The sequence below is a fragment of the Kribbella sp. NBC_01484 genome (genome assembly GCF_036227145.1).
In the GTDB taxonomy this organism is placed as follows: Bacteria; Actinomycetota; Actinomycetes; order Propionibacteriales; family Kribbellaceae; genus Kribbella.
On sequence record NZ_CP109437.1, the window covers coordinates 3,170,656 to 3,184,007 of the forward strand.

At 69.0% G+C, this 13,352-nt stretch carries 12 protein-coding genes; 7 read left to right on the forward strand and 5 right to left on the reverse strand.

The features are described 5' to 3' along the window. Positions 1 to 37: 37 nt before the first annotated feature. From OG555_RS15715 to OG555_RS15730, 4 genes are all read right to left on the reverse strand, one after another. Positions 38 to 2,446 carry a penicillin-binding protein gene (locus OG555_RS15715; RefSeq protein ID WP_329483628.1) on the reverse strand — a complete coding sequence of 803 codons (2,409 nt, stop codon included), beginning with the start codon at positions 2,444 to 2,446 and terminating at the stop codon, positions 38 to 40. 142 nt (positions 2,447 to 2,588) lie between these two features. After that, on the reverse strand, positions 2,589 to 4,880 hold the full coding sequence (gene lon / locus OG555_RS15720) for an endopeptidase La (protein WP_329484827.1): 2,292 nt from the start codon (positions 4,878 to 4,880) through the stop codon (positions 2,589 to 2,591). A gap of 249 nt (positions 4,881 to 5,129) precedes the next feature. Further along, entirely contained in the window at positions 5,130 to 6,251 is a 1,122-nt protein-coding gene (locus tag OG555_RS15725; RefSeq protein WP_329483629.1) for an ArsA family ATPase, read from the reverse strand. Between the two features lie 118 nt (positions 6,252 to 6,369). Continuing rightward, positions 6,370 to 7,320: an ArsA-related P-loop ATPase gene (locus OG555_RS15730; protein WP_329483630.1), complete on the reverse strand. Its 951-nt coding sequence runs from the start codon at positions 7,318 to 7,320 to the stop codon at positions 6,370 to 6,372. Between the two features lie 62 nt (positions 7,321 to 7,382). On the opposite strand from OG555_RS15730, the gene OG555_RS15735 reads away from it, so the two are divergent. The 5 genes from OG555_RS15735 (at position 7,383) to OG555_RS15755 (ending at position 10,745) form a co-directional block, all read left to right on the forward strand. Continuing rightward, entirely contained in the window at positions 7,383 to 7,544 is a 162-nt protein-coding gene (locus OG555_RS15735) for a DUF4177 domain-containing protein (RefSeq protein WP_165553378.1), read from the forward strand. Beyond that, entirely contained in the window at positions 7,541 to 8,002 is a 462-nt protein-coding gene (locus OG555_RS15740; protein ID WP_329483632.1) for a RidA family protein, read from the forward strand. Before OG555_RS15735 ends, OG555_RS15740 begins: the two co-directional genes overlap by 4 nt. Before the next feature lie 26 nt (positions 8,003 to 8,028). Continuing rightward, positions 8,029 to 8,856: an NUDIX hydrolase gene (locus OG555_RS15745; RefSeq protein ID WP_329483634.1), complete on the forward strand. Its 828-nt coding sequence runs from the start codon at positions 8,029 to 8,031 to the stop codon at positions 8,854 to 8,856. Further along, entirely contained in the window at positions 8,853 to 9,620 is a 768-nt protein-coding gene (locus tag OG555_RS15750; RefSeq protein WP_329483636.1) for an MBL fold metallo-hydrolase, read from the forward strand. The genes OG555_RS15745 and OG555_RS15750 overlap by 4 nt, the downstream gene beginning before the upstream one ends. 189 nt (positions 9,621 to 9,809) lie before the next feature. Then, positions 9,810 to 10,745, forward strand: a complete 936-nt coding sequence (locus OG555_RS15755) for a type IV toxin-antitoxin system AbiEi family antitoxin domain-containing protein (protein WP_329483637.1) — start codon at positions 9,810 to 9,812, stop codon at positions 10,743 to 10,745. A gap of 214 nt (positions 10,746 to 10,959) precedes the next feature. On the opposite strand, the gene OG555_RS15760 is transcribed toward OG555_RS15755, so the two are convergent. Beyond that, positions 10,960 to 11,637, reverse strand: coding sequence for a Crp/Fnr family transcriptional regulator (locus OG555_RS15760; RefSeq protein WP_328525327.1), 678 nt, complete (start codon positions 11,635 to 11,637; stop codon positions 10,960 to 10,962). A gap of 133 nt (positions 11,638 to 11,770) precedes the next feature. On the opposite strand from OG555_RS15760, the gene nth reads away from it, so the two are divergent. Continuing rightward, on the forward strand, positions 11,771 to 12,535 hold the full coding sequence (gene nth, locus OG555_RS15765) for an endonuclease III (RefSeq protein ID WP_329483638.1): 765 nt from the start codon (positions 11,771 to 11,773) through the stop codon (positions 12,533 to 12,535). Further along, entirely contained in the window at positions 12,532 to 13,119 is a 588-nt protein-coding gene (locus tag OG555_RS15770) for a TlpA family protein disulfide reductase (protein ID WP_329483639.1), read from the forward strand. Before nth ends, OG555_RS15770 begins: the two co-directional genes overlap by 4 nt. The last annotated feature ends 233 nt before the right edge of the window (positions 13,120 to 13,352 follow it).

Here is a 13,352-nt window from a genome sequence, read left to right on the forward strand (position 1 = left end):
AGGGCCTCGTCCTGACGGACGAGGCCCTTCTCAGTTGCTAGCGGCCCCTGCCGCCACACTTGGGGTACTTCGGGTTCCACGGTGGGCAGTTGGGGTTGATCGTGGTCGGGGCGCCCGGTGGTTTGGTACCTGGCGGCTGGGCGGTGTTGGTGGGCTGGCCCGGCTGGTTCTGCTTGCTGCCGTTGGAAATGTAGATGGTGACCTTCGAGCCCTCGGGGGCGCCGTCGCGCTGGCGCGGAGTCGTGTAGGCGACCGTGCCGGCGGTCTCCTCGGAGTCGACCGTGCCGGGGGCGAGCTCGACCTGGAAGCCGGCCTGGCGCAGCTTGTTGGCGGCGTCGTCCGGGTTCATGCCGTTCACGAACGGCAGATCCTTCACGTTGCCGCGCATGGTCTTGTCCGACGGCGCCGTGAAGCGTGTCGTCGCGGTGCCCTGCAGAGCACCCTGCAACGCGGTCATCCACAGCGGCCCGGCCGTGCCGGAGCCGGACGCGTCGCTCATCTTGTCGCCGTTGAGCGTCTGGTTGATCAGGTTCCGGTACGGGAGTGAGGCATCGGCGACCACCGAGGCGGCAGCCAGCTTGCTGGAGTACCCGGCGAACCACACCGCCTTGTTCTCCTGGATCGTTCCGGTCTTGCCGGCCAGGTCGCTGTTGCCGAACTTCAGGTGCTGACCGGTGCCGCCCTGCTCCATCACCTGGTGCAGAACCGCATTCACGCCGTCGGCGACCTCAGGGGCCAGCGCCTGCTTGCAGTTCGCGCCGGGCGACCCGACCGACTTGCCGGCGGCGTTCTTGATCGAGGTGACCAGCCACGGCGTGCAGTACATGCCGCGGGCGGCGAAGGCGGCGTACGCGCTGGACAGCTGCAGCGGTGTCACGAGGCCGACGCCGAGCGTCATCGACGGGTACTGGCCGAGTGGTTCGCCGCTCTGCGCGTCGACCATGCCCAAGGAGGTCGCGATCTTCGAGATCGCGCACAGGCCGGTCTGCTCCGACAACTGGATGAAGTAGGTGTTGGTCGACTTCTGCGCCGCCTCGACCATCGTCGGGTCCGCAACGTTCTTGGTCGAGTTCTGCGGCGACCAGCCCTGCTCGGCCGTGACGTGGCCGTCGCAGGTCGTCCACTTCTTGCCGCCCAGGTTGATCGGGCTGGGCGAGACGATCTGGTAGTTGAGCGGGATGCCCTTCTGGATCGCGGCCGCGATCGTGAAGGCCTTCATCGTCGAACCGTTCTGGAAGCCGCCGTACCCACCGGGGTAGGACTTCTCGACGTTGTAGTTGTACGACGTCTGGTTCTTCTTGCCGCCGTACGGCTTGCTCTGCACCATCGCCTTCACCAGGCCGGTGCCAGGCTCGACGATCGTGATCGCGGCGATCGCGGAGTCGGTGGGCTTGGAGTGGATGTCGATCGAGTGCTGCGCGGCCTTCTGGATCTTCGGGTCGAGCGACGTCCGGACGGTGAGGCCGGCGGTCTTGAGGAAGTTCTCGCGGTCGACCTTGGTCTTGCCGAAGGCCGGGTTCGCCTCGAGCTGGGAGACGATGTACTCGCAGTAGAACGGGTACGGGCCGTTGGCGCAGCCGAGTTTGTTCGGGCGGACCTTGGCCGGGTCGATCACCGGCGTCTTCAGGGCCGAGTTCGCCTGGGCCACCGAGATGACCTTGAGCTCGAGCATCCGCTTGATGACCACGTCGCGGCGGTCCTTGGCGCGCTTCATGTCGTTGGTCGGGTCGTAGCCGGTCGGGTTCTTCACCAGGCCGGCCAGCAGGGCGGCCTGCGGCAGGGTCAGCTGGGAGGCGTTCACGGAGAAGTAGTGCTGCGCGGCGGCCTGGATGCCCCAGGCGCCGTCGCCGAAGTTCGCCAGGTTGAGGTACTTCTCCAGGATCTCGTTCTTCGAGTACTGCTTCTCGACCGCGATCGCGTACCGCAGCTCGGCGACCTTGCGCTGGTACGTGTCGGCAGTCGCCTCCGCGACCTCGTCGGGCGTCTTCGCCTTCTCGACCAGGCTCACCTTCACGTACTGCTGGGTGATGCTCGAGCCGCCCTGCTGGATCCCGCCCGAGGACTTGTTCTGCAGCAGCGCGCGCAGGGTGCCCTTGAGGTCCAGCGCGCCGTGCTCGTAGAACCGGTCGTCCTCGATCGCGACGATCGCCTTCTGCATGATCGGCGCGACCGCGCTGAGCTTGACCGGCACCCGGTTCTGCTCGGCCAGGGTGGCGATCACCGAGCCGTCGGCGGCCAGGATGGTGCTCTTCTGTTTCTGCGGGACCTCGTCGAACTGCTGCGGCAGGTCCTTCAGGGTCTCGTTGGTCTTCTGTGTGGTGAACCCGGCCAAGCCGGCGAACGGGATGGCCAGACCGGCGGCCAAGGCCCCCGACAGCACGCTCACCCCTAGGAACAGAACCACCGATTGGACGACTCCCCGGTCACCCTTCTCCCTGACGCGCATGGTTATAGAGACTACGGGAACGCCCGGTTGGGTTACCGCCGTGTTTGTGAGCTCCATCACGCTCTGCGGGGAGCGCCTTCAAGTTTCATCCAAAAGGAGGAGGGCCCGAGCAATCGCTCGGGCCCTCCTGCGGTACGACGGGTCAGGCGGCGTACTGGTGTACGTCGACCTGGGCCGGTTCCAGCGCCAGCTCCAGGACCTCGCGGACGTCGCTCACCGGGTGAACGGTCAGCTCCGACAGCACGGACTCCGGCACGTCTTCCAGGTCCGGCTCGTTCCGCTTCGGGATCAGGATCGTGGTCAGCCCGGCCCGGTGCGCGGCGAGCAGCTTCTGCTTCACCCCACCGATCGGGAGGACCCGTCCGGTCAGCGACACCTCACCGGTCATCGCGACGTCCGAACGAACCGGCCGCCCGGACAGCAGCGACGCCAGCGCCGTCGTCATGGTCACACCCGCCGACGGTCCGTCCTTCGGGACGGCACCGGCAGGCACGTGGATGTGGGTGTTCCGTTCGGCGAGATCGCCGACCGGCAGACCCAGTTCCGCGCCGTGCGACCGCAGGTAGGACAGGGCGATCTGCGCCGACTCCTTCATCACGTCACCGAGCTGTCCGGTCAACGTGACTCCGGTCGGGCCGGTCTCCTTGTCCGCCAGCGATGCCTCGATGAAGAGCACATCACCGCCGGCACCCGTGACTGCCAGGCCAGTGGCCACACCCGGCAGCGCCGTACGCTCCGCCGTCTCCGGCGTGAACTTCGGCGAGCCCAGGTACTGCTTCAGGTCTCCCGCGCCGACGGTCAGGTTGCCGACGTCTTCGCCCAGGGCGAGCTTCGCCGTCACCTTGCGCAGCACCCGGGAGATCCCACGCTCCAGCTGCCGTACGCCGGCCTCACGCGTGTACTCGCCGGCCAGCAGTCGCAGCGCCGAGTCCTCGACGGTCACCTCGTCCGCCGTCAGGCCTGCCCGCTCCAGCTGACGCGGGAGCAGGTGGTCACGGGCGATGACGACCTTCTCGTCCTCGGTGTACCCGTCCAGCTGCACCAGTTCCATCCGGTCCAGCAGAGGCGCCGGGATGGAGTCCAGCACGTTCGCCGTGGCCAGGAAGACCACGTCGGACAGGTCCAGCTCGACCTCCAGGTAGTGATCCCGGAAGGTGTGGTTCTGCGCGGGGTCCAAGACCTCCAGCAGCGCGGCGGTCGGGTCACCCCGGTAGTCCGCGCCCACCTTGTCGATCTCGTCCAGCAGCACGACCGGGTTCATCGACCCGGCCTCGGTGATGGCCCGAACGATCCGGCCCGGCAGAGCACCGACGTACGTACGCCGGTGACCGCGGATCTCGGCCTCGTCCCGCACACCACCCAGTGCGACCCGGACGAACTTCCGTCCCATCGCACGCGCCACGGACTCGCCCAGTGAGGTCTTACCCACACCAGGCGGACCCACCAGAGCCAGTACGGCGCCACTACGACGCCCACCGACCACACCGAGACCACGGTCCGCGCGGCGACGCCGTACGGCCAGGTACTCGGTGATGCGCTCCTTCACGTCATCCAGTCCGGAGTGGTCCGCGTCCAGCACGGCCCGCGCCTCGCGGATGTCGTAGCTGTCCTCGGTCCGCTCGTTCCACGGCAGCTCGAGGACGGTGTCCAGCCAGGTCCGGATCCAGCCGACCTCGGGAGACTGCTCCGCGGTCCGCTCCAGCTTGTCGACCTCGGTGAGCGCGGCCTTGCGGACGTGCTCCGGCAGGTCGGCTGCCTCGACGCGGGCCCGGTAGTCGTCTTCCTCGGACTCGGCCTTACCGTCCAGCTCGGCCAGCTCCTTGCGGATCGCGGCCATCTGCTGGCGCAGCAGGAACTCCCGCTGCTGCTTCTCCATGCCCTCCTGGACGTCCTTCTGGATCGTCTCGGAGACCTCCAGCTCAGCGAGGTGGTCCTTCACCCAGCCGATCAGCTTCTCCAGCCGCTCGGAGACGTTCGCGTTCTCCACCAGCCAGGACTTCTGCTCGTTGGTCAGGTACGACGCATAGCCGGCCAGGTCGGACAGCTCCGCCGGGTCGTTCACCTGCTTGATGGAGTCGATCACCTGGTACGCGCCGCGACGCTGCAGCACAGAGGTCGTCAGGGTCTTGTACTCGCGGGCGAGCTCGGCCGACCTGGAGTCGGTGATCTCGTGCAGCTCGGTAGCGCTCACCCAGAGCGCGGCACCCGGACCGGTGGTCCCGGCGCCGATCAGGACCCGAGCGGTCCCGCGGATCACGGCCGCCTGGGCTCCGCCCGGCAGCCGGCCGATCTGCTCGATCTCACCGAGCGTCCCGGCCTTTGCATATTTCCCGTCCAGCCGCGGTACCAGCAGCACCTTGTCCTCGCCGGAGGCCTGCGCGGCGTCGATCGCCGCCCGTGCCTCGGGGTCGGCCAGTCGGACCGGCACGACCATTCCCGGCAGGACCACAACGTCGTCCAGCGGCAGAACAGGAAGATTCAACGTATCGGTCACGCTGTCACACCCTTATCAAAGATTGAGTCTGACAGGCTCAACCACAGGCCCCACCAGGTCATTCCCGGGGGAAAGTGTGTTCGCTCACGGTGAACCCGGACCGCCAGGCCATCACAATCCGCCGAGCGCCGCGTCTCTCAGCGTGTCCGCGCACCCGGGCGGGCGATTTTGGTGGCCTGGGCGTCCGCCTCAGGCGGTGAGCAGGTCGCCGATCTGGCGTAGACCACTCAGGTCGTGCACATCGTCGGCGAGCGCGGGCACCTCGACCGTCCGGATCGAGCGGTGGCCGCGCCGGAACCGGTCCGCGCGTTTGTGGTCGCCGACCACCTGCTGCATCTTGTCCGCGTGCAGCCGCAGTACGGCGGCCGTCAGGGGCGACTTCTCCGCCTCCTCCAGCCGCTCCGCCGCAGCCAGCGAGCGCTCCGCCGACAGATCCCGCACCTGCGTGTTCGTCACCCGGTTCAGGACGACTCCGGCCAGCGGCATGCCTTCCTCACGCAACCGCTCGGCGAAGTACGACGCCTCCCGGAGCGCGTCGTTCTGCGGGGCGGCCACCACCAGGAAGGCGGTGTGCGGCTCCCGCAGCAGCGCTACCGTCTGCTCGGCCCGCTGCCGGAAACCACCGAACAACGTGTCGAACGCGGCAACGAACGTCTGTACGTCGGTCAGCACCTGAGCACCGAGCACCTTGTTCAGCACCGACATCGCCATGTTCACCCCGGCGGACATCAGCTTGAACGGCCCGCGGGCCGGCGCCAGCAGCAACCGCAGGAACCGTCCCTCCAGCAATGACGCCAGCCGCTCCGGTGCGTCGAGGAAGTCCAGCGCCGACCGCGACGGCGGGGTGTCCACCACGATCAGGTCCCACTCGCCGGTGCCCTCCGCCTGCTTGTGCAGCTGGCCGAGCTTCTCCATCGCCATGTACTCCTGCGTCCCCGCGAACGACGACGACAGCGCGACGTAGAAGGGATTCGCCAGGATCTGCTCGGCCTTCTCCGGCGTCGCGTGCGCGAGCACCACGTCGTCGAAGGTGCGCTTCATGTCCAGCATCATCGCGTCCAGCCGGCCGCCGTTCGCGGTGTCGACGTCGGCCACCGCGCGCGGGGTGTTGTCCAGCTCGGTCAGCCCGAGCGACTGCGCCAGCCGCCGCGCCGGGTCGATCGTCAGTACGACGACCTTCCGGCCGCGCTCGGCAGCCCGCAGACCAAGTGCCGCGGCCGTGGTCGTCTTGCCGACCCCACCCGCGCCGCACGTAACCACGATGCGCGTCGCCGGGTCGTCGATCAACCTATCCAAGTCCAGGGCGGTCATGGGGCCTCCCGGCCTGGACTGAGGAGCGGAGGGAGCGAAGCGACCGGAGCGACGAGGGAAGGCCGGGAGCCAAGGCCCCATGACCACGCCGGCGCCGGAGGCCCGGCCAAAAGCACTGTCATCCGCGCAACTCCTCGGCCAGGTCGACCAGGGCACCCTGGTCGATGCCTTCTGGCTGCAGTGCGAGCTCGGTGACCTTCTTGCCCAGGGCATCTATTCGGTCGCGGTTCTCGCGTTCGAGTCCGACCCGGATCGCGTGGTCGTGTGCCTCGGTGGCCAGCGTCTTGACCAGCTCGCCGCCGGCCGTGAGCCCGGCCGCCCGCAGGCCTCTGGTCAGCTCGCTGATCGGCAGTTTCTCCTTCACCGCAAGGGCCAGCGCGTCGTCGTCGAGCGGGCTCTTCCGGACCATGTTCACCACGATCGATCCGATCCGCAGGTCGATGGCCTCGAGTTGTTCGACTGCGTCCAGGGTCTCTTGGACCGGCATCTCCTCGAGCAGCGTGACCAGGTGGATCCGGGTGACGTCCGAACGCATCATGCCCATGATCGCGTCCGCCTGGTTGCGGACCGGTCCGACCTTGGCCAGGCCGGCCACCTCGTGGTTCACGTTCAGGAACCGCGCGATCCGCCCGGTCGGCGGCGCATCCAGCACGACAGCGTCGTACGCGAGCCGCCCGTGCGACTTCCGTCGGGTCGCCTCGTAGACCTTGCCGGTCAGCAGTACGTCGCGCAGGCCCGGCGCGATCGTGGTGACGAAGTCGATCGCCCCCACCTTCTCGAGCGCCTTCCCGGCCCGGCCGAGGTGGTAGTACATGTCGAGGTACTCCAGCAGTGCGGCCTCGGCGTCCACGGCCAGCGCGAACACCTCGCCGCCACCGGGCCCCTGGGCGATCCGGCGTTCGACGTACGGAAGCGGGGGTACGTCGAAGAGCTGGGCGAGCCCCTGGCGTCCTTCGACCTCGACCAGCAGAATGCGCTTCCCCTGGTCGGCCAGGGACAACGCCATGGCAGCCGCAACAGTCGTCTTCCCGGTGCCCCCTTTACCGGTCACCACATGCAGCCTCGCCATGATCTCCAGGGTAGGACGTGGCCCACAGCACACCGGGAGCGGAGCCCGTTAGAGTCCGTGTCATGAAGAAGTTCGAGTACTTCACCGCACCGCTGCTGGTCCACTCGACCAAGGAGATCCTGGACAACTTCGGCCAGGACGGCTGGGAGCTGGTCCAGGTCGTCCCGGGCCTGAACCCCGAGAACCTGGTCGCCTACTTCAAGCGGGAGATCGAGGACAAATGAGCCACCCCGAGGAGAAGCTGGCCGAGCTCGGCCTGAAGCTGCCCGACGTGGCCAAGCCGGTCGCCGCCTACATCCCGGTGGTGCGGACCGGCAACCTCGTCTACACGTCCGGCCAGCTGCCGCTGCGTGACGGCACCCTGATCGCGACCGGCAAGGTCGGTGACGCGGTCAGCCCCGAGGTCGCGAGCGAGTGCGCCCAGCAGTGCGCGCTGAACGCGCTGGCCGCGGTCAAGTCCGAGATCGGCGACCTGGCGAACGTCAAGCGCATCGTCAAGGCGGTCGCGTTCATCGCCTCCACGCCGGACTTCACCGGTCAGCCGCAGGTGGCGAACGGCGCCTCCGAGCTGTTCGGCCAGGTCTTCGGCGCGGCCGGCCAGCACGCGCGTAGTGCGGTCGGCGTACCCGTCCTGCCGCTCGACGCTCCCGTCGAGGTCGAGCTGATCGTCGAGGTCGGCTGACCGCCGACCGGGGCGGTGGGCTGACAGTGCGCGATCTCACATCGCAGCTGATGTCCGGCCGGATGGCCGAGACGGCGCTGGCGCACGTCCGGGAAGCGCGGACGCCGGTCGAGTCGCGGCCGGCGTCGACGGTCATCCTGCTGCGTGACACTGCCGCCGGACCAGAGGTCTACCTCCTCCGGCGGCAGCGGTCGATGGCGTTCGCGGCCGGGATGACCGTGTTCCCCGGCGGCCGGGTCGACGCGACCGACGCGACCATCGCCGACTCGTGGTCCGGGCCGTCGCCGGCCTGGTTCGCGGACCGGCTGGGGTGCTCGGCCGATACCGCGGCGGCTTACGTGGCGGCCGCCGTACGGGAGACGTTCGAGGAGTCCGGCGTACTGCTGGCCGGGCCGTCGAGCTCGTCCGTGGTCGGCGACACGACCGGGGCGGACTGGGAGGCCGACCGGATCGCGCTGGAGACGCGCGAGCTCGGGTTTGCCGAGTTCCTGCACCGGCGTGGGCTGGTGCTGCGGGCCGATCTGCTGGGTCCGTGGGCGCACTGGATCACGCCGGAGTTCGAGCCCAAGCGGTACGACACCTGCTTCTTCGTCGCCGCGCTCCCGGCCGGCCAGATCACCCGGGACGTGACGAGCGAGTCCGACCAAGTCGCCTGGATGCGCCCGGCCGACGCCGTCGCCGCGGTCGAGGCCGGTGAGTTGTTGATGCTGCCCCCGACGTACGTGTGCTGTCGCGAACTCACGCCGTACGCCGACGTCGCCGCCGGCCTGGCCGCGGCGGGCGACCGCGAGATCCGGGCGGTCCTGCCGACCGTTCGGGTGGACGGCGACGACGCCTATCTGGAGACGACATGAGAATCACCGACTACGCGAGCCGGGTGCTCGCGAACAATCCCGGCCTGATGACGCTGGAGGGGACCAACACGTGGATCCTCCGGGCGCCGGACGGGGAGCGGTCGGTGGTGGTCGACCCCGGGCCGATGCTGGAGGACCATCTCCGCGCGGTCCTGGACGCGGCCGGCAACGTCGCCGTCGTACTGCTCACACACAAGCACCCGGATCACTCCGAGGGTGCGGCCTGGTTCGCGAACCAGGCCGGATGTGGGGTCCGGGCGGTGGATCCGGCGTTCCGTATCCCCACCGACCACGCTCACGGACTGTCCGAAGGCGACGTCATCACCGCCGACGGCCTCCGGATCGAGGTCCTGCCGACACCGGGTCACACCCTGGACTCGGTCTGCTTCTGGCTCCCGCAGGACGGCTCCCTGCTGACCGGCGACACGGTCCTCGGCCGCGGCACGTCCGTGGTAGCCCACCCGGACGGTGCCCTCGGCCCCTATGTCGACTCCCTGGAACGTCTCCGAGCCTTCGCCAACTCCCCAGCCGGCGTCGACCGCCTGCTACCCGGCCACGGCCCGGTCATCGACGACCCGACCGCCGTCCTCGACTTCTACCTCGAGCACCGCCAGGAACGCCTCGACCAGGTCCGTGCGGCAGTAGCCGCCGGCCACACCACCCCAGAGGCCGTCGTCGAACACGTGTACTCCGACGTCGACCGCACCCTCTGGCCCGCCGCCGAACGCTCCGTCCGAGCCCAACTCGACTACCTCAACTCCTAGCCCGTCCCGCGAGGCTTCCGCTCCTTGAGAGGCTGGCTGCCCACTGAGCTGGAGGGTTGCCCACTGAGAATCTGAGTGGGCAACCCTCCAACTGAGGGGATGTCCACTGGACTGGTGGGTTCGCGCGGTTATCCACAGGTTGGGGGTGACGGGCGGCGGGGGACGGGCGGCGCGGCTCATGCTTGGCGGGTGAACCCGAAGTTGAAGCTGCTCGCGGACGGACAAGGCGGCGTGTACAGCCGTGTGCAGGCCGCGGACTCCGGCTATACGCCCAGCCAGATCCACGACCGCATCCGGGACGGCCGCTGGGAGCGGATCCGCTACGGCCAGTACGCCGAGGCGGTGGATCTGAGCCACCTCGCGCCCTGGGATCAGCAGATCATGCGGCACCAGCGCCTTGTCCACGCGGTGATGAACTCCCTGCGTCCCGGGACGGTTGTCGTCAGCCACCAATCGGCCCTCGTGCTGCATGGCGTACCCCTGTGGGGACCGGATCTCGCGGAGGTCCACGTCAGCAGACTCGACCGCCACCGCGGCGGTCGCATCGGCGGCGTGCACCATCATCGCGGCAAACTGGCGGACGCGGACCTGGCGGTGGTGAGTGGCCTGCCCGCGACCGCCGTTCCGCGCGCTCTCCTCGAGACAGCCTGTTCGTCGTCTTTCGAGGCGGCTGTGATCAGTGCCGACGCCGTACGTCGTGATCATCCGGACGTTGCGGATGAGCTGCGGCGTTTGCTCGGGGTCACCGAGTTCTGGCCCGGTAGTGCGACGGCGAGAGCTGCCTTGGACTTCAGCGATCCGTTGTCGGAGTCCGTAGGGGAGTCGCGGCTGCGAGTCCTGATGTACACCTACGGCCTTCCGGCTCCTCTGCTCCAGGTGGTGTTCACCGACGCGGACGGCTTCGTGGCCCGGGTTGACTTCTACTTCCCCGACCAGCGGACGGTGGTCGAGTTCGACGGTCTGGTCAAGTACGCCGGTGGGACGCCCGAAAGCCTGGTCCGGGAGAAGCTTCGGGAGGACCGGCTGCGGGCGCTCGGCCTGCAGGTCGTGCGTACGACCTGGGCCGACTTCGATCGCCCCGCCCAGGTCGTGGCCCGCATCCGCCAAGCCTTCGCCCGCGCCTGACCGGCTGGGCTTGCCCGGCCTGCCCCACGAGCCGGAGGGTTGCCCCCTCAGATTCTCAGTGGGCAACCCTCCAACTGGTGGGATGCCCACTGAGATGGAGGGTTCGCCGAACCCCGGGCGGGCGGGTCAGCCACCTCGGCGGGGCGTGGTTCGCGGGCCGGCGGGGCCGAGCGGGTTCGGCGGCCGGGTGCGACGGGTCGACCGGGGTGGGCTGTTAGCGGGCGCGGCGTTGGAGGCGGTCTACGTCGAGGAGGACCACGGAGCGGGGCTCGAGGCGGACCCAGCCGCGGGAGGCGAAGTCGGCCAGGGCCTTGTTGACGGTCTCGCGGGAGGCGCCGACCAGCTGGGCCAGCTCCTCCTGGGTCAGGTCGTGATGGACGTGTACGCCGTCGTCGGCGGTGCGGCCGAAGCGGCTGGCCAGGTCGAGCAGGGCCTTGGCGACCCGGCCCGGTACGTCGGAGAAGACCAGGTCGGCCACGACGTCGGAGACCTTGCGCAGCCGGGAGGCCAGCTGGAGCAGCAAGCCACGGGCCACCGCGGGGCGGCCGTCCAGCCAACGGAGCAGCTCGTCGTGGGTCAGCGACATGATCGAGGCGTCGGTGACGGCGGTGACGGTCGCGGACCGCGGTCCCGGGTCGAACAGCGACAGCTCACCGAACATCTGGCCCGGGCCGAGCACGGCGATCAGGTTCTCCCGGCCGTCCGCGGAGGTGCGGCCGAGCTTGACCTTGCCCTCGACCACGATGAACAGCCGGTCACCGGAATCGCCCTCGTGGAACAGCACCTGACCGCGGCGCAGCCGGCTCTCGGTCATCGATGCGGCCAGGGCGTCGGCCGCCTCGTCGTCGAGCTGACTGAACAGCGGTGCCTGTCGGAGCACTGCGGCATCCACTTTGGGCCTCCTAGGACCTTCGACCACGGCTGCGAACGGGGGATCGACCCCGCCCGGCACCGGGTCGTTCACACCCGGTTGCCCCAAAACCGTAGCCCCTCCGGTGTCGGGACCGCCACGTAGGCTTGCCTCCATGCCATCTCAGCGTGTCGCGGAGCCCCTCGCGGTGGTGCCGCTGAAGCTCCCCCGCAAGGCGCCGGTCTATACCGACGAGACCCCCAGCCAGCTGGTCCGCCGGGCCCGGAAGATGCACAAGGTGCTCACCGAGGCGTATCCGGACGCTCACTGCGAGCTGGACTTCACCAGCCCGCTCGAGTTGCTGGTGGCCACCATCCTGTCGGCCCAGACCACCGACGTCACGGTGAACAAGGTGACCCCGACCCTCTTCGCCAGGTACCCGACCGCGCAGGCGTACGCCGAGGCCGACCGGGAGGAGATGGAGGCGATCCTCAAGCCGACCGGATTCTTCCGGGCCAAGACCAACAGCGTGATCAAGCTCGGCCAGGCCCTGGTCGACGAGTACGACGGCATCGTGCCGAACAAGCTGGACGAGCTGGTCAAGCTCCCGGGCACCGGCCGCAAGACCGCGAACGTCGTGCTCGGCAACGCCTTCGGCATCCCGGGCATCACGGTCGACACGCACTTCGGCCGGCTGGTCCGGCGGTTCGGCTGGACGACCGAGGAGGACCCGGTCAAGGTCGAGCACATCATCGGCGCCCTGTTCCCGAAGAAGGACTGGACGATGCTGTCGCACCGGCTGATCTTCCACGGCCGCCGCCGCTGCCACGCCAAGAAGCCGGCCTGCGGCGCCTGCCCGGTCGCCCAGTGGTGCCCGTCGTACGGCACCGGCCCGACCGACCCCGTCGCGGCGGCGAAGCTGGTGAAGGTCCCCGCGTGAACTTCCGTACGACGCTGTGTGCGATCGGCTGGCTCGTTGCCGGACTGGTCCTGGCGTCGTGTGGATCCGAACAGCCCGCCGCGACCCCGTCGGCCACCACTCCGACTGCGGTGGCCGGCGCGGACAAGCTCGCTCCCTGCCCGGCGACGCCGTCCAAGCCGCCGGTCGGCGACGGGATGCCGGATGTCAGCCTGCCGTGCCTGGGCGGCGGACCGGACATCCGGCTCGCCGACCTGCGTGGTCCGCTGGTGGTGAACGTGTGGGCGCAGTGGTGCGGTCCCTGTCGCGACGAAGCGCCGTACCTGGCGAAGCTGGCCAAGTCGGGCAAGGTGCGGATGCTGGGGATCGACTACGCCGACCCGCGACCCGAGCTCGCGGTGAGCTTCGCGACCGACGAAGGACTCGCCTACCCACACCTGGTCGACAAGGACAAGGCGATCCAGTCGCCGTTGAAGGTCGGCGGGCCGCCGTTGACGGCGTTCGTGAACCAGGACGGCGTCGTCGTCTTCGTACACCGCGGCGTCCTCACCTCGCAGCAACAACTCGACCAACTGGTAGAGGACAAGCTAGGGGTCACACCATGACTGTTGTTTTGGCCGGGCCTTCGGCGCCGGCGTGGTCATGGGGCTTCGCCTCCCGGCCTTCCCTCGTCGCTCCGGTCGCTGTGCCTTTGGCCGCGCCTCCGGCACGGCGGGTCATGGGGCTTGTGCTCCCAGCCTTCCCTCGTCGCTCCAGTCGCTTCGCTCCCTACACTCCTCAGTCCAGGCCGGGAGGCCCCACGACCGGGCTCCCTACGCTCCTCAGTCCAGGCCGGGAG

Bases quoted from the DNA above. Each gene is read 5' to 3' on its own strand.
- lon (WP_329484827.1), bottom strand. From the start codon at position 4,880: ATGGTCGTGCCGGTCCGACTGGCCGACCCCGAGGCACGGGCGGCGATC.
- OG555_RS15715 (WP_329483628.1), bottom strand. From the start codon at position 2,446: ATGCGCGTCAGGGAGAAGGGTGACCGGGGAGTCGTCCAATCGGTGGTT.
- OG555_RS15725 (WP_329483629.1), bottom strand. From the start codon at position 6,251: ATGACCGCCCTGGACTTGGATAGGTTGATCGACGACCCGGCGACGCGC.
- OG555_RS15750 (WP_329483636.1), top strand. From the start codon at position 8,853: ATGAGAATCACCGACTACGCGAGCCGGGTGCTCGCGAACAATCCCGGC.
- nth (WP_329483638.1), top strand. From the start codon at position 11,771: ATGCCATCTCAGCGTGTCGCGGAGCCCCTCGCGGTGGTGCCGCTGAAG.
- OG555_RS15740 (WP_329483632.1), top strand. From the start codon at position 7,541: ATGAGCCACCCCGAGGAGAAGCTGGCCGAGCTCGGCCTGAAGCTGCCC.
- OG555_RS15730 (WP_329483630.1), bottom strand. From the start codon at position 7,320: ATGGCGAGGCTGCATGTGGTGACCGGTAAAGGGGGCACCGGGAAGACG.
- OG555_RS15735 (WP_165553378.1), top strand. From the start codon at position 7,383: ATGAAGAAGTTCGAGTACTTCACCGCACCGCTGCTGGTCCACTCGACC.